14 protein-coding genes are annotated in these 21,122 nt (G+C 65.4%); 5 read left to right on the forward strand and 9 right to left on the reverse strand.

Annotation, left to right across the window (positions count from 1 at the left end):
* Window positions 1-229: 229 nt before the first annotated feature.
* The 4 genes from ACLMAL_RS03405 to ACLMAL_RS03420 all read left to right on the forward strand — a co-directional run bounded on the left by ACLMAL_RS03405 (window position 230) and on the right by ACLMAL_RS03420 (window position 3,653).
* A complete protein-coding gene (locus ACLMAL_RS03405; protein ID WP_411997721.1) occupies window positions 230-1,906 on the forward strand; it encodes a fumarate hydratase in 1,677 nt (558 codons plus the stop codon).
* A 142-nt stretch (window positions 1,907-2,048) separates the two neighbouring features.
* Window positions 2,049-2,480 carry a hypothetical protein gene (locus ACLMAL_RS03410; RefSeq protein ID WP_411997722.1) on the forward strand — a complete coding sequence of 144 codons (432 nt, stop codon included), beginning with the start codon at window positions 2,049-2,051 and terminating at the stop codon, window positions 2,478-2,480.
* A gap of 119 nt (window positions 2,481-2,599) precedes the next feature.
* On the forward strand, window positions 2,600-2,800 hold the full coding sequence (locus tag ACLMAL_RS03415) for a hypothetical protein (RefSeq protein ID WP_411997723.1): 201 nt from the start codon (window positions 2,600-2,602) through the stop codon (window positions 2,798-2,800).
* Between the two features lie 331 nt (window positions 2,801-3,131).
* Entirely contained in the window at window positions 3,132-3,653 is a 522-nt protein-coding gene (locus ACLMAL_RS03420; protein WP_411997724.1) for a M15 family metallopeptidase, read from the forward strand.
* 8 nt (window positions 3,654-3,661) lie between these two features.
* Here ACLMAL_RS03420 and ACLMAL_RS03425 read toward each other — a convergent pair whose 3' ends face one another.
* The 3 genes from ACLMAL_RS03425 to ACLMAL_RS03435 form a co-directional block, all read right to left on the reverse strand.
* Window positions 3,662-4,195: a DUF4288 domain-containing protein gene (locus ACLMAL_RS03425; RefSeq protein ID WP_411997725.1), complete on the reverse strand. Its 534-nt coding sequence runs from the start codon at window positions 4,193-4,195 to the stop codon at window positions 3,662-3,664.
* 277 nt (window positions 4,196-4,472) lie between these two features.
* Window positions 4,473-5,456, reverse strand: a complete 984-nt coding sequence (locus ACLMAL_RS03430) for a class I SAM-dependent methyltransferase (protein WP_411997726.1) — start codon at window positions 5,454-5,456, stop codon at window positions 4,473-4,475.
* Window positions 5,457-5,511: 55 nt separating this feature from the next.
* Window positions 5,512-6,357: a hypothetical protein gene (locus ACLMAL_RS03435; protein WP_411997727.1), complete on the reverse strand. Its 846-nt coding sequence runs from the start codon at window positions 6,355-6,357 to the stop codon at window positions 5,512-5,514.
* 582 nt (window positions 6,358-6,939) lie between these two features.
* Between ACLMAL_RS03435 and ACLMAL_RS03440 the strand changes: the two genes are divergently transcribed.
* On the forward strand, window positions 6,940-8,133 hold the full coding sequence (locus ACLMAL_RS03440) for a serine hydrolase domain-containing protein (RefSeq protein ID WP_411997728.1): 1,194 nt from the start codon (window positions 6,940-6,942) through the stop codon (window positions 8,131-8,133).
* Window positions 8,134-8,198: 65 nt separating this feature from the next.
* Here ACLMAL_RS03440 and ACLMAL_RS03445 read toward each other — a convergent pair whose 3' ends face one another.
* The 6 genes from ACLMAL_RS03445 to ACLMAL_RS03470 all read right to left on the reverse strand — a co-directional run bounded on the left by ACLMAL_RS03445 (window position 8,199) and on the right by ACLMAL_RS03470 (window position 21,010).
* Window positions 8,199-12,440 (reverse strand): TIGR02680 family protein, encoded by a 4,242-nt coding sequence (locus ACLMAL_RS03445; RefSeq protein WP_411997729.1) that lies wholly within the window; start codon window positions 12,438-12,440, stop codon window positions 8,199-8,201.
* A gap of 3 nt (window positions 12,441-12,443) precedes the next feature.
* Window positions 12,444-13,856: a TIGR02678 family protein gene (locus ACLMAL_RS03450; RefSeq protein WP_411997893.1), complete on the reverse strand. Its 1,413-nt coding sequence runs from the start codon at window positions 13,854-13,856 to the stop codon at window positions 12,444-12,446.
* Window positions 13,856-15,412, reverse strand: coding sequence for a TIGR02677 family protein (locus ACLMAL_RS03455; protein ID WP_411997894.1), 1,557 nt, complete (start codon window positions 15,410-15,412; stop codon window positions 13,856-13,858). Before ACLMAL_RS03455 ends, ACLMAL_RS03450 begins: the two co-directional genes overlap by 1 nt.
* Window positions 15,413-15,755: 343 nt before the next feature.
* Window positions 15,756-16,895 (reverse strand): XRE family transcriptional regulator, encoded by a 1,140-nt coding sequence (locus tag ACLMAL_RS03460; protein ID WP_411997730.1) that lies wholly within the window; start codon window positions 16,893-16,895, stop codon window positions 15,756-15,758.
* 526 nt (window positions 16,896-17,421) lie between these two features.
* Window positions 17,422-20,022: an AMP-binding protein gene (locus tag ACLMAL_RS03465; RefSeq protein ID WP_411997731.1), complete on the reverse strand. Its 2,601-nt coding sequence runs from the start codon at window positions 20,020-20,022 to the stop codon at window positions 17,422-17,424.
* Between the two features lie 85 nt (window positions 20,023-20,107).
* On the reverse strand, window positions 20,108-21,010 hold the full coding sequence (locus ACLMAL_RS03470) for a PAC2 family protein (protein ID WP_411997895.1): 903 nt from the start codon (window positions 21,008-21,010) through the stop codon (window positions 20,108-20,110).
* Window positions 21,011-21,122 lie beyond the last annotated feature (112 nt).

Below are 21,122 nucleotides of genomic sequence, written 5' to 3' on the forward strand. Positions count from 1 at the left end.
GAGAGGTAGCACTACGGGGTTGAACGTGCAACCTTATTGGCAATGTCCACAGGAAGGCGGCCGACTCGCTTTCGCTCGGCCCAACGCAGGCCGCGGATGGACCTCGTCCGACGATGCCTATTAGGCTTGCCTAAGCATCGGTCGGCTCCTGGGTGGTGGATACGCTTCCTGTGCTCATGACCAGCCCCGGCTGTACTCAGCCGCAGGCCCGCCCGAAGGAGTGCGTCCCGTGACCGCGCCGGATTTCCGCTATTCAGATCTGCTGCCGATCGGGGCCGACGACACCCCCTACCGGTTGATCACCACCGAGGGCGTCAGTACCTTCGAAGTCAACGGCCGGACGTTCCTGCAGGTCGAGCCCGAGGCGCTGCGGCTGCTCACCGCCGAGGCGATGCACGACATCAGCCACTATCTGCGACCCGCGCACCTGTCCCAGCTGCGCAAGATCATCGATGACCCGGAGTCCAGCGGCAACGACCGCTTCGTCGCGCTCGACCTGCTCAAGAACGTGAACATCTCGGCGGGCGGCATCCTGCCGATGTGTCAGGACACCGGCACCGCAATTGTCATGGGCAAGAAGTCCGAGGGTGTGCTGACCGGCGTAGACGACGCCGAATGGATCAGCAGGGGCGTGTTCGATGCCTATACCAAGCTGAACCTGCGCTACTCCCAGCTCGCGCCGATCACCATGTGGGACGAGAAGAACACCGGGACCAACCTGCCCGCCCAGATCGAGTTGTACTCCACCCAGGGTGATCCCGCGCATCCGTCCTACAAGTTCTTGTTCATGGCCAAAGGCGGCGGCTCGGCGAACAAGTCGTTCCTCTATCAGGAGACCAAGGCGGTCCTGAACCCCGAGCGCATGCTGGAGTTCCTCGACGAGAAGATCCGCTCACTCGGCACCGCGGCCTGTCCGCCGTATCACCTCGCGGTGGTCATCGGCGGCACCAGTGCCGAATTCGCTTTGAAGACGGCGAAATACGCCTCGGCGCACTACCTGGACAACCTGCCGACCGAGGGTTCACTCGCAGCGCACGCTTTCCGTGATCTCGAGCTCGAGGAAGGTGTCTTCAAGCTCACCCAATCCTTCGGTATCGGTGCGCAATTCGGCGGCAAATACTTCTGCCATGATGTGCGCGTGGTGCGGCTGCCGCGTCACGGCGCCAGCTGCCCGGTGGCGATCGCGGTCTCTTGCTCGGCCGACCGGCAGGCTCTCGCCAAGATCACCCCGGAGGGTGTGTTCCTGGAACAGCTCGAGCGCGAGCCCGCGCACTACCTGCCCGAGCAGACCGACTCCATCCTCGGCGGCGACGTGGTGAAGATCGATCTGAACCGGCCGATGTCGGAGATCCGCGCGGAACTGTCGAAATATCCGGTGAAGACCCGGCTTTCGCTGACCGGTCCGCTGGTGGTGGCGCGCGATATCGCGCACGCCAAGATCAAGGAACGCCTCGACGCGGGCGAGCCGATGCCGCAGTACCTGCGCGATATGGCCGTCTACTACGCGGGCCCGGCCAAGACCCCCGAGGGCTACGCATCGGGTTCCTTCGGCCCGACCACAGCAGGCCGGATGGATTCCTATGTCGACCAGTTCCAGGCCGCGGGCGGCTCGTTCGTCATGCTCGCCAAGGGCAATCGCTCGGCCCAGGTGACCAAGGCGTGCAACGAACACGGCGGCTTCTACCTCGGTTCCATCGGCGGGCCGGCCGCGCGACTCGCGCTGGATTGCATCAAATCCGTCGAGGTGCTCGAGTATGAAGAGCTGGGTATGGAAGCGGTCTGGAAGATCGAGGTCGAAGATTTTCCCGCCTTCATCGTGGTCGACGACAAGGGCAACGATTTCTTTGCCGAAACGCAGAAGCCTATTGCGCTTCGGGTGCGTACGCGCTCCAAAGAACGCGTCTGATATGGCCGTTTGACCGCATCGCGGGCAACTATGCGGACATCCGAATGTCACCCCGATCGCCGGGGTGGCGTTTGCCGTCACAGCAGGCACTCTTAATCGAGGACGTCGCCGCACAGTTGTGCCATGGAGGTCGAGGAGGGCAATGAGTACGACGTTTCGCATCTCCGAATCAGCCGGCCGCCGGTTGGCCGAACGCGCCGCACGCGAGGGAACCAGCTCGATCGCATTGCTCAGCCGCCTGATCCGCGAGGAGTTCGACCAGCTCGATCACCCCGGCATCATTTTCCGCGGCCCCATCACCGACCGCCGTGCGGCTCTGGCGGCCGGGCCCGATGTGTGGGAAGTCGTTGCGCGACTGGAGGAACTCGATGGGCCGGTCGAACGCCGGATCGCGGTATTGAGCCAGCAATCGGATCTGCATTCCCGCAAGATCGAGCTCGCTGTCGCCTATGCGCGTGATCACGGGAGCGAGATCGTTGAGCGAATTGTCCGGAATCGTGAAGCCGCAGAGGAGATCCGGCGGGGGGTGTGGGCGAGCTCGACGTCACAAGGTGCGCGTAGTCGACCAGTGTGAACAGGTGGTCAAGGGGAACTCGAGGTCGCCGATGCGGTGTGCATCGGTGACCTTCCCGTCGGTGCGCCTCCCCATGTTTGTTCGTGCGGGAAGGGGTGTCGTGCAATAAAGTTCGTGCGATGTGGGCGATCGTCGGGCGGTGGATACCCGATCGTGACGGCGGGTTCAGTGTCGTGACCACCGAGTCGTGCGACGAGCTCATGGTGCGGGACGCGCTCATCGAGGCCGACGGTCCATTGCGGACAGGGGATCGGGTGTGGGTCGAGTTCGTCGATGGTACGGACGCGGATGCTGTCATCAAACTGGTGAAGGCGCCCTAGATTCCGGATTCGGTGATAGCAGAACTCACTCTTCAGTGATCCACAACACTGGAATAGATTGTGGACAAGAGTCATTCCTGTGGACAACACGCTGCGGGACACGCCGATTCGGCCTTGCTCGACGGTAACTCCTTACGTCAGATGTGGATTCCGGACAACGGTGTCCCGAGGGCAAGGTGTTGTCACCCCGTTTGCCGGCATGTCGCTGAATTCGTCGCGCCACGCGGCCTGCGGTTCCGGCGTATGCGAGCCTGTCGAGCAGCGTGCGGCCGTTGTGCCGCTGAATCGGGCCTGAGGCAACCTGCCGCAGGAAGCCGTTAGTATCGCCCCCATGCTGAAGTGCGGAGTGCAAAGGAATCGGATCCTGCTCGGCCTGCCTGTCGCGGTGTTCCCCGTGCTGGTCGCCACCGCACTGGCCCTGCCGACCGCGTCCGCCACGCCCGTCGACGAGCGGGTGGTGACCGGGTCGGCGAGCGGCACCGAGGGGCTCGAGCCGAAGCTTGCGTTGGCCTATTCGCTGGCTCATGACCAGGCCGAGGCGGAGGGAGTGGAGCTGTCGATCACCTCGGGCTATCGCACGCCGGAGCAGCAGGAAGAGCTGTGGCTCAACGGGCTGCAGACCTACGGCAGCCCGGACGAGGCGCGGCGCTGGGTGCTGCCGCCCTCGGAATCGACGCATGTGTCGGGTCAGGCGATCGATGTGGGGCCGCGGGGTGGTGCGCAGTGGCTGGAAGTGAACGGTAACCGGTGGGGGTTGTGCCGGATCTACGAGAACGAGTGGTGGCACTTCGAGCTCGCCACCTTGCCCGGCCTGGTATGCCCGCCGCTGCGCGCGGATGCCAGTGGGCGGTAGCTGGGCCGCTACAGTGGATCGCCGTCCAGTAGCGGTTCCATACGGCGGTAGGCGTCGTAGTCGCGGAAGTGGCGGGAGTAGAAAGTTCCGCCGGTCTCTAGATTGTCGTCGACGGCGGGGGCCACGTCGACAAGGTGCTCGAGTGACCAGGTGACGGTGTCGCCGCGCTCGTTGCGATATCGCGCTTCCTGGTCCTCGGCCTTGGTCCGCGCTGCCGCCCGCGCGGATTCCACCGAATCGGCGAACACGAGGATGAAGCACTCTTCGTAGAGCGGCCGGTAGTCGGGTGCGTCGGAGGTCGATTTGTACAGCGCCACCGCCACGTACGGACTGGTCCGGGTGCGCTCCAGCGCTTCGGGCGGCAGCACCTGCTGTGCGCCGAGGACTTCGAGGCCGAGCAGCGTGCCCGACGCGCTGATGTCGAGCGTCACGGTCCCTCTTTCGATCGCCGTGACGACCCGTTGTGCAGCCGCACCTGCGGCGATGCCGTCGGCGATGTAGCAGTACGCGGCATCGGCGGCCGGGTCGTAGGTCATCCGCATGTCAGATTCCTTCGTCGGTGTCGTTTCGCCAATGTGTCGCAGAGCACTCCACGGTAGCCTCTGCATTCTGAGACCATGTGGTCTCAGAACTCCGCTGTGGCTCGAAGCGACGAGTTCGGCCGAATCGACAGTCGGTGTCGTGACAGCTGTCGTCGCCAACCGCGACCCGAATTCGCCGCTGCACGACAGGATCGACCTGAGCCGGACCTTCTTCGCCGGACATTCCGGCGGCGGGCAGGCCGCTTTGCAGGCGGGGTCGGTGTTCCCGGGTATCGCCTCATTGATCGATCCGGCGATGCGGGTGCGCGGGGTACTCGCGGTGCAGCCGGGCCCCTTGGCGGTCGGCGCGCGGGTCGGCGTGCCCACAGTGGGCAGGTCGTTGTGCCACGAAGTTGGCAATATGTGGCGGCTCATATGAATCGAGCTCATCGGCACAGGTCGCCAGCGCCTCGTCGAGCAATTCAATTCGCTCTGCTATCGGTATACTCATAAGGCTGGGTAAGAATGTAACCATGGAGCCATGGCGATAGAATCCGTCGAGCGTGAATCGAAATGCTTCACTCGGTGACAACGGCAGCTGCCAAGCTTCGATATGGACGTTGTCGAAGCCTGCTGTACGCAACTGCTGCGACTCCCAAGAAGTATCTGTAAACTGTTCGGACGACTCGCCGTTCTCCTCGGCCGGTTCAATATGATGCCGCGCGAGCGTCGATCGAAGGTGATCGACATAGACTTTACCGAACGAGTTGTACCATCGTCCGTTGATTTTTATCTCACCCAGATACTTTGTGAGGTTGAAAGCCCACCGCCCTCCAGGTCTCAGTATCTTGTACGCCGCCCTATGGAGGTTCGTGCGGGATTGGTATGTGTAGTAGTAGGTAAAGCTGGAAAGGATGACGTCACAGTCCAGAAATCGGGCATCCGTAGCCGACTCGACTAAATCTTCTGCGCCACCCTGAGCCCATTCGATGCCGCAAGGGAAAGTTTTACCCGACGCGCGTTCGAGCATGGGCAGGCTTGGTTCAAGTGCTAGCAACCTTCCTGACGGGCCCGCAGCTTCGGCGATGGATTCAGTCGAAATTCCGGTACCCGCTCCGACATCTATGGCCAAATTTCCTGGCTCGACCACAGCCAGGCTCACGAGATGATCGGCAGCAGATTTATAGATGTGTGAGTATCTTCTGTTCAGACCCTCATACTGGTCGGGATAATCTACAGGCAACGCATTCCAGTTGAATACAGGAATTTCGTTATTTGGCATTGCAAGCTCCATCGTAAGGTGATCCGAATCCGGTCCGCTCGGGAGATCGGCTGGATTACCTGAGCTTGCTCATGGCCCACTGGGCGGATCCGGTCACAAGCGCGGCAAGGGCAAATGTGAGAACTCCCGTCGCCGGGTTGGCGGCGAACGCAGCTGGGATGGCAATGATGGCGCCGCCAGATATTGCAACGATCGGCTCTATCGTTGATGACCAGATGCGGTAAGTAACACAGCCGCTGATCGTTTGTCCCTGTCGTGGTTCCCAGCTCGTGTACGAATACACCGCGCGACCGTCGATCTCCGCAGTCCTCTCAACGGCATGCAATGAGGTGTCGTTACTGTCGACGCTCAAGCTTGCCCCTTTCGGGAATTGCATTTTGGTCTCGAAATGATTGGTAGGGGACAGAAATGTGTAGGTCCATACAAACGTGTGAGTTGTGTAGAACGTGCCCCGCTTTGTGGTATCCACAGAGCTTTCCAGCGAGTAGCAGAAGTTGAGTTCTATCGCCGATCCTTCAAGGCAATCCGACAGATCGAAAATTACAATCGTACACGCAATGTCGTTCGAGGCGTCTACTTGCTCGACCCGATAGAGCAACGGGGATGGCCGTGTAGTTATGTCGACAGCGAAAGGTGGGCGGCTGGGTGTGTGTGGAATACGCCAGCGGTATTCTGGTGAATCGTCGACGAGCGGGTCCAGACGCATCAATACACGAATTCTTCGTGTAAGGTCTCCATGAGCGGAAAGTTCGCTGTCGAAAGTGACAGCAACAAGCCTGTGGGGAGACGGGGTTGCATCCCCGAAGGCCTTATCCTGCTCGCGCAGCTGGCGATATATTGCACGCTCGTTGGCTGAACCGCGCCGAGATGGGGAGTTCGTACGCTCGTCACTGGCATTCATTTGTGCCTCACCGTATAGATGGATCGATGAATTCAAGGCTACGTCACTTTGCGGTATCAGCGCCCCGGAACTCTTCACCCGCATCGACCGGTTTGCCGGCCGGCACGTAGCTCTGCAGCTGGGCCGAGCGCACCACCCGAAAAGTCGGTTCGACTAGCGAATGTGGTTGTTCCACAACAGTCTTCGAGTGTCCTGCGCGGGACACCCGAGCGTGCGACGGAGCCACCCACACACCCTGACCACGCCCCCTGGTTAATTGACCTTCCGTAGGCTCTCAGAGGTCGCGGCCGATCATGAACAGGTCGGGGTCGAAGTCATGTGACCCGTTTTAGCGGATGTGGGAGTCCGTCCAGCAACCTGCCTGCTAGTGCCTCGTTCGGATAGGTTGCGCTGGTGATCCGATGTGCCTACCGTTGTATCCGGGCTGCGGGCACCGCCCCGAACAGGGCCGATCGGTCGGAGCAGGTCGAGCGATCGGTGCCGCGACTGCGAAACAACCGGCATTTTCATTCGCGCCGCGTGGCACCCGCGTACATTCAGGGAACTTGCTCGGGCTGTTCCCTATGCGAAGGGATCGCCGTCATGAGCGTGCCTGATCGCCGATGGATGCGCAGCACCGCATGCGCTGCGCTCGCGGTTGTTGTCGCATTCGCTGCCGGAGCTTGCGGATCGGACCGTCACAGTGACGTCGGGGAACACGCGACCGCGCCGGGAACGGAGACTTCGCGCGTCGATGGCCCCGAAGCCGCGCGGATCGTCGAGATCGTCCGCGGCCAACTAGCCGAGCTCAATCTCAGCGCGGCCGTATTCGGTGTGTGGCGTGGCGACGACGAGATCGTCCGCGGTGCGCTCGGGGGATCCCCGCTCGGCATTTCGGCGACATCCGATATGCGGCTGCGGGTGGGGCAGCCGATGGAGCCGATGCTTTCGACGGTGCTGTTGCAGCTCGACAAGGCGGGGGTGGTGCGGCTGGACGAGCCCATTGCCAAGTGGGTTCCCGACTTCCCCCGCGCCGACAAGATCACCCCGCGGATGCTCGCCAACGGCACCACGGGCATCGCGGACTATGTCACCGATCCAGAGTTCCTGCGGCGCTTCTACACGAACCCGATCGCGGGGTGGACCGCGCAGGAGATCTTCGAGCTGGCCAACTCGCGTCCGCCGCTGTTCGAACCCGGCACCAGCTGGGCGTATGCCCACAGTGACCTCACCCTGCTCGGCGTGGTGCTGGAGAAGGCGACCGGTCAAGCCCTCGGCGACCTGCTCGAGCAGCACGTCTTGGACCCGCTGGGCATGCACCACAGCGCGGTGGTGCTCACTCCGCAGATAGCCGAGCCGATCCTGCACGGCTACACGAACGAGCGCCACGTATTCGAGGACTCCACGTTCTGGAATCCCACGGCCTTTCTGCACAGCGGCAACATGAACTCCACCGTCGCCGATGTTGCCGTGTGGGTGCGTGCGCTCGGCGCGGGCAAGCTGCTCTCCGACACGCAGTTCCACGAGATGATGGCGGCGTCGACGGTAGGGCTCGGACCACTGACTGCGCAGAAGTTCTTCGCGTTCGGCGTCGTTCATTTCGACGACTGGCTCTTCATGAACCCGGCATTCGGCGGCTACAACGGTGTTGCCCTGTACGACACGGAAACCAAGACGACCATCGTCGTCTACGTCACCCTCGGGCCGAGGGCCGACGCCAACCTCAACAGCGCCGTCCCCATCGGCACCGCGATCGGTGCCGTCGTCGTGCCGGACCGCCCGCCGCATGTGTCATGATCTTCCGCTAGCGACCTGGTCCGGTAGCCCGGAAGCGTCTGCCGGGACCACCCAGTCGGACATGTTCAGCTGACCTGGACGGTTTCGGCCCGGGTCGGTGTACCGGCTTCGTTTCCTGGCATGTCCGGCAATGTGAGTCCCCCTTCGATTGTGTTCGCTACCCGGCGGCGGTTGGGGGAGCCGAGGGCTGTGGTGAGGTCGGTGCCGTCGTGTTCGGCGAGGAGATCGCCGCTGTCCCAGACCAAAAGGGTTGCGCTGACGGTGTTTTCGGCGGCAGAGTGGGCGAGGTCGTAGTGTGCACAGCCGGGGACGTGGGTGTAGGTGATCCAGAGGTCGTAGCCGGTCATGAACAGGTCGAGATCGAATTGGACGCTGAGGCCGAGTAGTTCGCTGCGGCCGTTGTCGTCGACGCCTGCGAAGGCTTCGTCGAGTGCCAGGAGGCGGGGGGCCTGGGGGTCGGCGGAGTCGAGCATGACATGGGCGGCGGCGAACAAAGGCAGGTGCAGCGACACCGACTGCTCGCCGCCGGACAACGCGCTGTGGCGGGCGACGGTGAGTTTGTCTTCGCTGCCGTCGGCGGAGATGAGGGTGAAAGAGAAGACTCGCCAGGTCCGGTAGTCCAGTGTTGCGGCAAGGATTTCGGGGTAGGAGCGTTCGGGGTGGGCGGCGCGCGCGGTGCGGATTTCGGAGGCGAAGTGAGCGCGGATGGCGGCAAGATCCTCGGCGACCAGTGACGAGGAGTCGCGGTCGAGAAGCTTGCACATCGCGCGCGCCGGATCCGACAGGGTGTCGGCCAACACCCAGTGCACGCCGATGGTGTTGCCCGAGGACATCCGCCGCTGCTTCATTTCCGCGCCCATGCGGGCGATAAGATCGCGGGCGTCGCTGGTGCGTTCGTAGATCTGCTGGGCGAGTCCGGTCAGCAGCGCGTCTTCCAGGATGCGGCGTTCGGCGTCGGTGAGCAGCAGCTCTTGATCATGGCGGGCCTGGTCGATGCGGGTCGCGAAATCCGCGAGCGCGGACAGTCCGTGGTCGTCTTGGACCTGGACGACAGTCAGTCCGTCGGCGGCGTCCCATTGCAGCCGATAGTCCCGGCCGCACCCGGCGAGTGCGGCATCGAACTCCTGCAGCGCCGCGGTGACCGCGCTGCGGGTGGACTTACGGGCGGCCTCACCCGCGCGCACCGAAGCTGTTGCCGTGGAGAGATTTTCGAACAGCTCGGCGACTTCCTCCGGCAGCACCTGCGGTTCGGCCGCTGGCCCCGCCGCGGCGATGCGGTACAGCAACTGTTCGGGAGTCGACCACGCGGCCGCACTGCTGGGCCAGCGACCGTCGGCGGGCGCGCCCAAGAGTGTGAGCAGGTCCGGTTGTGCGTACGGGGCAAGACTTTTCACATCGGCGAGCACCTCGGTGAGTGCGGTGCCGAGCGATTCGTGGGCGGTGCGGTAGGCGGCCTCGGCATCGCCGACCGCTTCGATCGCTTCGTTGGCGGCCTTGCGGGCGGCCTTCTGCTCGGCCCGTGTCGCCTCGATCTTTTCCCGCGCCTGGTCGAGTTCCCGATCGATGTCGGCGGCGCCCGCACCGAGCGCCTCGCGCAGCGTCTCCAGCTTCCGCAACTGTTCCTGGTAGCCGGCCTGCGCGGCTTCGGCCTCCTCGGCGAATGCCTCGGCGAGATCACGGGCCTCGTCGAAACGGTCGACGCCTTCGCGTTCGCGTTCACGCTCCCGCTCGTGGTCGGTGCGCAAGCGCAGCAGGCCCGTTCCGGTGTTCTCGAAATGCCGGATGGCAGCGGCGAGTGCGTCGATATCGCGGGCATCGCGCGGCGTGCGGTGCTGGACCGCGACGGCACGTAGCTTCTTCTCGACCGCCGACACGTCCGCAACAGCTTGGTCGAGATCGCGCTCGGCCTGTTGGACCGCCTCGGAGCGGGAACGCATCATGCCCGCGGTCTCCGAGACCGCGCGCAGCGCCGCCGCTACAGCGGTCGGGCGGGGCAGTGCCTTCGCGGCCGCGGAGATGCGGGCGAGCTCGGCGGCGGCCGTGGCCTCCTGGTCCTGCGCCTGCTGCCGCACATTCTCAGCGGCCTCGATCGCCGCCGAGAGTTCGGTCATGCGGATTTCGCGGCGCTTGGCGCGTGCGGTCGCGCCGATGAACTCTGCGTCGGGCTTGTGGTGGCGGCCGACCTGAACGCCCTGGCGGAAGCCACCGGTCGTGCTGACCGCCACTGCCGCACCGAGATCGGCGTCGCCGTCGTGCAACGCGATCGAGGCCAGCACTTCGGCGACAATCGGCTTCGGCACGGTGAGTTCGTCGGAATCGTCCTCGACGACAAGGACATCGGCGAGTGTGCGCCCCGTCGGCCGTGCCGTTGCGGGCAGGGGAACCAGGAACTGATCGGAGGCGTAGTCGGATGGCAGCTCGGATTCCGCGCAGACCCAGCTGTCGAGCAGGTCCGCGGCATGCAGCGCGGCCTCGATACCCGCTGCTGTCGCCGGGGTGACATCGTCGGCGAACCGGACCAGCCGCCACAGCGGTGCGCCGGGCCTGCCCTCCCTGGCATCGGTGCGGGCGACGTAAACCGGTGGCGCCTCATCGCGTTGGGCAGCCACCCGATCGCGCTCGGAGGTGAGTTCGGTGATCCGTTCGACTGCTGCCGCTGCGGTGGCTCGTGCTTCTCGGCGGCGGTTACGGATCTCTTCCAGCAGCGGTTCGGCGTGTTCGGTGAGCACCTCGGACATACCCGCGGCCTCGTCGGTTCCCGCGTGTGCCAGCGCCGCGTCGAGTGCCTGGAACAGCCCTTTCGCGATGGGGGAGTACACCTCTCGGTGCGCGTCCCACCAGGACCGCAGTGCGCCCGCCGCCTCGGTGCGCGCCAGCACCACCGCCGCCTCGGCGTGTGCGACCTCGGCCGCGGCGGACTCGCGCAATTCCCTTGCCCGCTCGGCCAATCGCTCGGCCCTGGTCCGTTCTGCGGCCGCGGAATCCATCACACCGAGCGCCTTGCGGACCGCGCGCACATCGGCGTCGCGTTCCTCGGCCTGACCGCGCACCGCCGCCGTCAGCTGGTCGGCGCGGATCTGTTCGGGCAGCGCGGTCCAGTTGATGCCCGCTTCCTCGGCCGCGGCGCGCAGCTCGTCCTCGCCGCGAGCCAGTGCGGCCGCCGCATTGCGCACCGCCGCCTTGGCGCGCTCGGCCTCCTGGCCGCGTTGATCAAGGGTCTGGCGCGCCTTGAGCGCCTTGTCGCCGTGCACGCCGGCCGAGGTCTCCAGCCTGCGCACGGCGTCGGCGAGATCGTCGAGCTGCTGCTTGCCCTCGTAGGCGCTGGAGCGCTGCAGCGTTTCCCGATCGGAGAGAGCCTGTTCGTAGGAGTGGTCGGCATCGTCGGCGCGTGCCTCGGCGGCGGTGCGTTCGCTCTCGCGCCGCTCGCGCAGCGCGGTCGCGGCGAAAAGAGCGGTGCCGGCGTGGGTCACTGCGTCCAGGCGGGCGCGCACTTGATCGACATCCGTCTTCGCCTGCACCGCAAGGTATTTCCGGTACACGCCGACGAAAGCCCTGGTCGCCGTGTCGGCATGGACCAGGCCCTCCAGGGTACGACCGACCTCCTCCATATCGCTGAAGGACCGTGCGGCGTCGAGGATCAGCTGCTCGTCGAGCGGCCGCAGACCGTCGGTCAGCGCCTGCGAAAGGCCGCGCGGGTCCAGGTTCTTGGCCAGCTGTGGACGGCGCAGCGTGAGGATCAGGTTGATCAGCTGGTCGTAGCGCTGGGGGCCGAGACCGAACATGCGCGCGTCGATGGCGGTGCGATATTCGACCGGCCGATCGACGATGGCGTCGGTGCCGATCTGCTCGGCGAGCTGTTTGCGCGTCAGCGGCCTGTCGTCGGGTCCGATGAGCGAAAAGTCGACGCCCGCACGACCATCGGCGACGAAATACCAGCGGGTGACCTTGTCGGAGGAGCGCGTCGCCCGCATTCCGATGCCGACAGTCACCACCTCCGGGTCCTCCCAGCTGCCGCGCGCGAACTCCATCCACACATAGGAGTAGGCCGATTCCTGCTTGCGGTACAACAGGTTCGACTTCATCGTGCGCTCTTCACCGGCGAACGGATTGAGCCTGCGTGGCTCGATCCTGCCGTCCAGCACGAACGGGAACAGCACCTCGAGCGCCTTGGTCTTGCCGGAACCATTGGGGCCGCGCAGTACCAACCTGCCGTCGGCGAAACAGAATTCCTGATCGCGATAGTCCCACAGGTTGACAATTCCGGCACGGGTCGGGACGAACCGCACTCCGCCATGAATGAGCGACATGATCTACATCCCTTCCGTACCAACGCTGTCGGCCCCGATGGTGTCGGAGGCGGTGACGAAGAGTTCCGCGGTTCGCTTGGTCCGCACCGTGACGACCGCGCCGCGATAGCGGGCCAGAGCGGGCAGAATGACCAGCCCGTCCGAGACCGCGCGGAGCAGGCGCAGGCGCTCCAGCAGCGCGACGACCTCGGTGGTGAGACCAGGAACGTTGGCCTGCCACTGCGCGGCGAAGGTGAGGCCGTAACGGTCGGTCAGCGCCTGGACCGTTTCCCGCACCCAGGCCGACTCGATGAACGGGTAGGTCACTTCCTCCGGCGCTTCCGCGGATGCTTCCCGCGCCGAATCCGGTTCGCCCGCACCGAAATCCGTCGACGGCAGATCGGCTAGCGGGGCGAACACCGTGGCTGCCGGGATGACGTCGTCGAGTTGCGCTGCCAGTGCGGCCGCCGGGTCCGGCGCGGCTGGGCGTCGCGGCACCGGATTGTCGATGTCGAGCACCCGATCGGCGATCTCACCGACCAGCAGCAGCGCCACCTGGGCCAGGGTCCCGGTGCCGGGAAACCTGATGTCCGAGAGTCGCCCAGAGGTATCGATGAGCGCGACGCCCTCGGCCCGGCGTTCGGCGCGCAGACCGGTGAACAGCTCCACATCCGCGACGACCCGGTCCTGCACGAGCAGCGGGCGTTCGTCGTCGGCGAGGTCCTCGACATAGACGACGGGGCGCTCGACGAGGGTCCTGCGCACCCGGCGGGCACTGTCGGAAATATGCGCGGGCCCGGCCGGATGGGCCATCGCATCCTCGGTGAGCAGCCCTTCCACACTGTGCAGGTGCTGCAGCGCCCGTGGCGGACGGAACAGTGCGAACACCACAGGGCGGTCGATGTCGTAGAGAGCCTCGCCTGCTTCCGGGTCCGCCGCCCAACCGCCCGCATCGCCGTCGGCGAGTGTGAGTGCGCCGCGCGCTGCCAGCCAGCCGATCGCATCGACGAAGGCGTCGCGGTCCGCCGCCCGATCCGGGGCGAGTTCGAGTCCGTCGACCCTGCCGGTGTAGGCGGCGACCTGATCGGCCAACTCCGACAAGGTGATCTGGTCGCCCGCGCGGCCGAGCGCGGCCAGCGCCAGCGCGAGGTAGGCGTAGCGGCGGCGATCGAAAACGCGGTCGGCGACGGTACGGGCGGGCTTGCCCGCATCGAGCCGGTCGATCACCGGGAAGACCCGAGCCGTGGCCTCGGTGACCTCCAGACGATAGCCGAACAGCGCGGCGAGGTCTTCCCGCAATTCGGTGGCCCAGCGGCGGATCAGCGGCAGCGCGATCCGGTCCGGGTAGGTCCGGGTCACCAGGTGATTCGCCAGGATCACCCTGGCTGCGCGCTGGTAGTTGTCCAGCGCCAGCGAGTCGATACGGCGTGCGTGGATCATGCGCGGCCCCCGCGTGATTCGGACTTTCCGGCGGCGGTGCGTGTCCGGGTCGTCTGCCGGACGTCGAGCTTGCGATTATTCAGATGCAGCAGCCCGCGCGTGGTACGTACCACCGTCGGGCCTACATGCTCCGACACCGTGAGTGTGACTCCGCTATCGGAGCCCGTTGTCCCGTCCACCCGCCCGCTCACCGGCACCCATGCCGTCGAGGCCGCATCGAGCAGCCGCAACAACACCTCGGTCTCCCGCTCGTCGAGCACCCGTTCGTGCACGTCCGCGGCGGCGAGGGACTTCGCGGCCTCGGCGCGTGCCCGCTGCGCATCCAATTGCGCTTCGCGCAATCGCCGAATTCCTGCATCATTGCGCTGAATTCGCGCGGGAGCGCCCGCCGCCGGCGGGCGGCCGGTCTCGGCCAAGGTCCGCGAAATCTCGAGTGGCGGCGCGTCCCACCAGGATCGAGTGGCCGGAATCAGTTCCGCATCTGGATGCTCCAGCGCCAAATGTCGCGGCCTGCCCAAGCCGAACACCGCATCGAACAGTGCATGTGCGCTGTCGGTACTGGGCGCGGCGGTGAACCAGCCGGCCAGGTGCCGCAATGCGGACTCCCGGCTCACACCACCCCGTCGGGTTTCGGTCACCCGTCGCAACAGCGACAAGACCGCGGCGATTGCGCTCATGGTCGCTTCGCGCAGCCGCTCGGCCTCGGTCGACGACGACTCGCCGGTTTCGGCCGCCGCCGCCACGAACCAGGTCCGCAACCCGTGCCATCGCGCCCGCCAATCGGCTTGCCGTTCGGCAAGACTCAGCAAAACCCGCTCATCGCAGCTCGCCGCCCGCTCGACGAGTTCTGCCGCGCCGGTCTCTTCGATCTCCCCGATCGCAGCGGCCAGCCGTGGCGCGAAGCGCGCGAGGTCCATGCTGAAGTCCCGCATGTGTGCGAGCAAGGCATCCTTGTGCACGAGAAACGACTCCGGGGTGATCTCGGTGGTGCGCACCATATCGCCGAGCGAAAGATAGAAGTGCGCGGCCCGGGCGGCCATATCCGACAGGGTGGCGTCGAGCCGCCGCAGCGTCCGGTAGACGCGCTGCGCGTTGCCGGCCCGGTTGGCCTCGGCGAGCGCATGGAGATCGGCCAATAGTTCCGGCAGCACCAGCCGCGACAACGACGCCTCGTCCAATCGGGACTCCAGCACACCTGCGACCGCACGATATGCCTGGAACCCGGCCTGCGTGAGCTGATAGACGTAATGCCGATTGCGATACTCGGCCAGCGTGGCGGCCCGGGTGCCGTCATAACTGCGCTCGAGCACCCCCCACTGATGCAACTGGTCGAGCAGCGGCCCGATCTCCGTCCCCGTCAGCCGCGGCACCTCCAACTGCCCGTCACCCTCGACCAGCTCGGTCCGCGGACGCCCCCCGTTGCGGTCGATCCACTCGGCCACATCGTCGGCGTGCAACAACACGACATACGCCGCCCGAGCACTGTCGAATGCCCGCAGCACCCACAGGTACTCGGTCCGCTTCTCAGCGGTAGCGAAAGAAAACAGCCGCAGCCGTTCATCCCACAGCGCGGGCGCGGCACTCGGCAAGCCGTCGACGGAGTCGGTCACCGGGAACAGGGTAGTAGCGGGGTGGTCGCCGCCTACAAGAACGACCCCCATTCGGCGTGGCTGTGTCCGGTTTGCGAGCGTTCGCCACGCGGTTGTGCGAGGTCGCGGGCTACCGAAGGCGCCGAGGTACCAGACGAGCGGTTCGCCCCGGGCACGGACGCGTCCGAAGTATCGATGTCGATGCCGTCGCGGTGGTGCAGGCGGCTCGGCCCTCGGTTCGTCGGTCGTGACCGGCCGTGGCGAATCGAACGCTACGGCGAATCAGCATGTGCCGACCGGCAAATGATCACTCGGTCGCCAGCGACCGCAGCTGGTCGAGGTACACCAGCGTGCGCGGATCACCGGGGAACCGCTCGATAATCTCCCGAGCCGTCTCGCCCGCGATCCACATCAGGGAGGGCAGGGATCGGCGTCTCCCCGCGAACGCCCGCATGCCCTCGTGCAGCGCCAACTCGAGGTCACGGTCGCGCACGGCCACTACGGCGAGGGTGAGACGGGCCTCTGACACTCGCATCGGGTTACGGACGGTGCCGTCCGCGCGGGTCGAGTTGCGGATGACTTCTCGGGCAAAGGATTCGGCGCGCGAATCCTCTCCGGCCACGCGGCAGCAATCCATGGCGTAGAAATCGAACTTGTTCGGATCGACGACGAAATGGTTGTCCAGATTCGAGGGATGGTCGAGTCGCTCCAAGATTGCTCGGCCCTCGTCGAGCGATGCCTCGACCTGGCAGCGCTCGCCGAGGCGAGCCCACGCCTTCGCACGTTGTGCGGACAGCTGGACGCCGACACCGAGGTTCCGGCTGGTCTGCAAGGCTAGATCGACGGCCTCGATGGCGCCACGATAATTGCCCTGGGTGAGGGCGAACCAGGCCGCCATTTCCGCACTCCACCCGATGATTTCGGCGTTTTCGGCCTCCTGGCCGAGCGAGTAGGCGGCGCGACGGGTCGCTTCCGCGGTGGTCCGTCGGCCGAGGTCGTAGTCCACGCAGCCGACCAGCAGTGCGACCCAACCGGCGAGCACCAGTATTTCCCGGTGTTGCAACAACGTCAGGCGGCCGTCGAGCAACGAGGTGATACGCCGCAACCATGCGGTTCCCTCGATGTGCAGATCGTGCGGGTCGGCGTAGGGGTACTCGCAGCACAGCCGCTCGGCGGTGATTCGAATGGCATCGAGGGTGGCCGTGGAGACATCGGACATGCGGAGCCTGCCGATGAACTCCAGGGTGTCCATGCCGGTGGCCGAGAGCAGTTCATCGTCCCGGTTCGGCCTGGCTTTGGGGAAGAACGCCGCGGTCACGGTGTCGAAGGCGGCGGCGATGATAGGGGCATAGAAATCATCGGGACGCGACTCGCCCGATTCCCAGCGTCGCCAGTTACGCAGGAGTGTACTGTCGGTCGGCAAGTTGTGGGATGACTTGAGGCGCATAACGCGGACGGCATCTGCTTGTGACCACCCCCGTGCGTCGCGCTCGGAGCGCATCCGGACAGCCCAGACGGGTCGATCGTCTCCAGCGGCCACGTCTGTAGTATCGCACCAGTTAACGTTCGGTGGCCCGGATAGGGCATTTAGATGTCACTGGGTTGACAGCTGCATTCGCAGCATGTCGTCCTACATGCTGGGTATGGGCGCGGAGAGTTTGCCGCCCTCCGAATGCAAGAACATCTGCTCTTGCAGGAACGCAGTACCCCACCAATGGGGAGATCCACATAAGAGAACAGCGATCCCCAATCCAACGGAGGTTCGGGTGGAAGCGTTGATCTATGGATACTTGCGTGACGATCTGGCCGACGGCCACAGCGAAGAGCTCGAGGATGCACTACGCACCCATGCCCGCGCGGAAGGGCTCTGCTTCGCCGCAACGTTCCATGAATCGACCTCAGGTGACGGCACGGCCTTGGTCGAGCTGACACAGGAGCTCAAGCGTGCAGATGCGCACCACGTAGTGGTGCCGTCACTCGATCACTTTGCCGGCCAGACGATTCCGCGAGACATGCTGATCGCGAAACTGGCTCAGGAAGCGTCGGCCGAAGTCCTGACTCTCGAGAGCTGAGCCTCTCGACAACGACCATCGCCGCAGGCCCGCCACCACCCTTGTAGCGGCGACACCCGCCCCGAGTGCTGCGAGCAACGCCGCAACATGGTGATGCCCGAAGAGCGGATACACCTGCCAGTGCAACAGGTAGACGAACAGTGAGCTGTCGGCCAGCACTGCGGCCACGCCGGCGATGAGCGCAGGAACCCGGACTGCGGGCAGCCAGAACAACAGCAGCAGACCCGCCATGACGAGGCGCTCCCGATCGGCGACATCGACATCGGGAATGTCGAAGTAGCCCGTCACCGACATCAGCATGACTGCGCTCACCAGTAGCCGTTGCCAGATCGTGCGCGCTTTCGCGGCCGCCCAGCCCAGCGCGAAGAACCAGCAGGCCAGCGGCGAGAAGGGCACGTCGTGCGCGGAGTACAGGCCGAAAGACTGGACCCGGAACAGCAGGGTGACTGCGACGAGCACCATGGCGAACCAGAACGGATCGCGCCGCTCGAGCCTGTCGAAGAACGGGATGCGAACCAGTAGCGCGGCCGCGATCATGAACAGCACCAGCACCTCGATGAACCACAGGTGCCCGGCGGTGTCGCTGTCGTGCGGCCCGAGAATCTTGTTGAGCAGCAACACGTTCTGCCAACCGTAATAGTCGGAGAACAGCAGCGTGAGCGCCACCCACGCTGCGGTCGGAATCGCGATCAGGGCGGCGGTGCGCAGCGCGTGGTGCAGCCGCTGCGCGCGCGGCGCCGCGGTCACCGCGAAGCGGGCGAAGTTGAACCCCGCCACGCCGAGCAGCACATGTGCACCGCCCCACAAAGTGAAGATGCCGATGTGCGATCCCGCGATCAGCACGATGCCTACTGCCCGCAGCAATGTCGAGGGGTCGAGCGAGCGGCCGAACGTGGTGTTGCCGCTCGGGATCCGTTCGAGCTCGGCGACGGTGAGCGCGGGCCAATCGGCCGGGAGCCTGCCGAGCGCGCGTTCGAGTCGGGCGGAGGTCGTCACGTAGGTGAGCGAGTTGCCACCGAGATCGACGAAGCTGCTGTCGGGTCGGATCAATGCAGGGTCGAGGCCGAGCGCGTCGGCGTAGAGGGCACGGATGTCTCGGGTGGTCGACGGTGCGGCGCCGGGCAGGCTGCGGATCGCCGGATAGTCCGGCTTTCCATTGGCCAGGCGGGGCAGTTCGTCGACCGGGCAGGTGCGGATGGCGGCGGCGGGCAGTCCGGACAGCCGGGCCGCGGTGGCGGTGACCTCGGCGCTCGAGCGGACATCGGCATGGCGCTGGGCCGCGATCACCAGGTGTTCCCCACTCTCGGTGCAATTGGTCGTGAATCCCGCTGCAGCCAAGCGTGATTCGAGCCGCTGCAGATCGATGCGCAGGCCGAAGATCTTCGCGAACCTACTGCGTCTGCCGACCACCTGATACAGGCCGTCGGCGGTGCGGCGCGCCAGGTCGCCGGTCCGCAGCGCCTCGACGGTGTGGCCGAGCGCGAGATCAGCGGGGGACTGCGCGTACCCCATCATCACGTTGGGGCCGTGATAGACGAGCTCGGCCGCGGAGTCGTCGTTCACCTGTTCCAGGGTGAAACGCCCGCCAGGGATCGGCACGCCGATGCACTCCGGGTGTTCGGCGGCGAGCTCGGGCGGGAGGTAGGCCATCCGGGCGGTTGCCTCGGTCTGGCCGTACATGACGAAGAAATCCCAGCCCGAACGTGCCCCGAGCTGTGCGTAGGCGCGCACCCGCTCGGGCGCAAGACGCCCGCCCGCCTGCGTGATGTAGCGCAGATCGGGCAACCGCATCCGGTCGAAGCCGACCCGGTCGAGCAGATCGATCGTGTACGGGACGGCGGCGAAGGATGTCACACGGTGACTGCGCACCTGATCCCAGAACTCGTCGTCCAGGACAGACCGCTCGGTGAGCAGCAGGCTCGCGCCGCGCAGGAGATAGCTGTGTACGACCGAGAGCCCGTAGCAGTAGAACATCGGCAACGTGGTGGCGGCGCGGTCGTCCGGACCGATGGACAGGTACTCGGCGATCGCGGACGCGTTCGACATCAGATTCGTCGTGGACAATCGCACCAGCTTCGGGGAACCGGTCGACCCCGAAGTGCTCAGCAGTAGCGCGAGATCCGGGTGGAGGTCGTGCCCTGACTTCGCGCGGCGCGCAACGGGCGCACCGGCATCGACTACGACATCCGGATCGTAGGTGTCCAGCAATTCTTCGGTGATCTCGGCGGCGAGCAGAACGACCGAGCCGGTGCTCAGCGCACCGAGATACGCGACGAGCGAATCGATGTCGTTGCGCGCCGCGAGCGCGACGAGACGCCGGTGCGGTCCCAGTTGCGTCGCGTATTCCTCGACGAGTGTCGCCAGCTGCGCATAGGTGACCCGCTGCAAACCATCCGCCACCGATTCCGCTGCTGTGACACCCGCCGAAGGAGATCGAGAGCAGAGGACGGCGATCCGGTCGTCATAACTGCGAAGGTGCGCGACGATCGGGGAAATAGTCACCGTAAAAGTCTATGTGGGAAGCCTTTCCTCACCGACACGTGGCCCCACGGCGAACATCCGGTGAACTGTGCTATCGCCGCGGCGATTACAGCCCGAAACTGCCAGGACCACGCCTGCGCAGGTACTTTTCGAACTCGGCGGCGATAGCATCGCCATCGATCTTGGCCATCGCGTCGTTCACATCGACTGCCGCGTCGCCACGTTCCTCGAGCGAGCGCACGTACTCGCTGATCTCGTCGTCGCCGATGGTCATCTCGTTGACCGCGACCTCCCAGTCCTCGGCCTGCTTGGGCAGTTCGCCGAGGGGCACTTCGATGTCGAGGACGTCTTCGACGCGGTGCAGCAGGGCGATGGTCGCCTTCGGATTCGGCGGCTGTGAGACGTAGTGCGGCACAGCGGCCCAGAACGACACCGCGGGCACTCCCGCCTTCACGCACTGATCCTGCAGTACTCCGGTGATCCCGGTCGGACCCTCATAGCGGGTCTGTTCCAGATTGAACCGTTCGGCCGCTTCCTTACTATAGGCCGAGCCGGTGACGGGAACCGGGCGGGTGTGCGGGGTGTCGGCGAGCAGCGCACCGAGAATGACCACGGTCTGCACGCCGAGCTGTTCGATGAACTCGAGCAGGTCCGAACAGAAGCTGCGCCAGCGCATGTTCGGCTCGATGCCGCGCAGCAGCACCACATCGCGATCGCTGCCCGGCGGCGAGCACACCGACAGCATGGTCGAGGGCCACTGGATTTCCCTGGTCACACCGTCGACCTGACGCACGGTCGGCCGATTGACCTGGTAGTCGTAGTAGTCCTCGGAATCGAGTTCGGCAAGCGGCTCGGCATCCCAGATCAGTTCCAGATGCTCGACAGCGCCACTGGCCGCGTCACCCGCATCGTTCCAGCCCTCGAAGGCGGCGACGAGCACCGGATCCCGCAAAGTGGGCAGTTCCGGCTCGGGTGACACCGGGGATTCACTGGAGTTCACCCCGCTCAGCCTACGGTGTGTGAGGAAGCTCTGTTGACTTTGCCACGCCTGCAGCGCTGCGTGTTCGCCGTGGCTGTGGGTGCCGTCTGGGTCGGTGTGGCGGCGGACACCCGTACGGTGG

The sequence above is a fragment of the Nocardia sp. CWNU-33 genome (assembly GCF_046764895.1).
In the GTDB taxonomy this organism is placed as follows: Bacteria; Actinomycetota; Actinomycetes; order Mycobacteriales; family Mycobacteriaceae; genus Nocardia.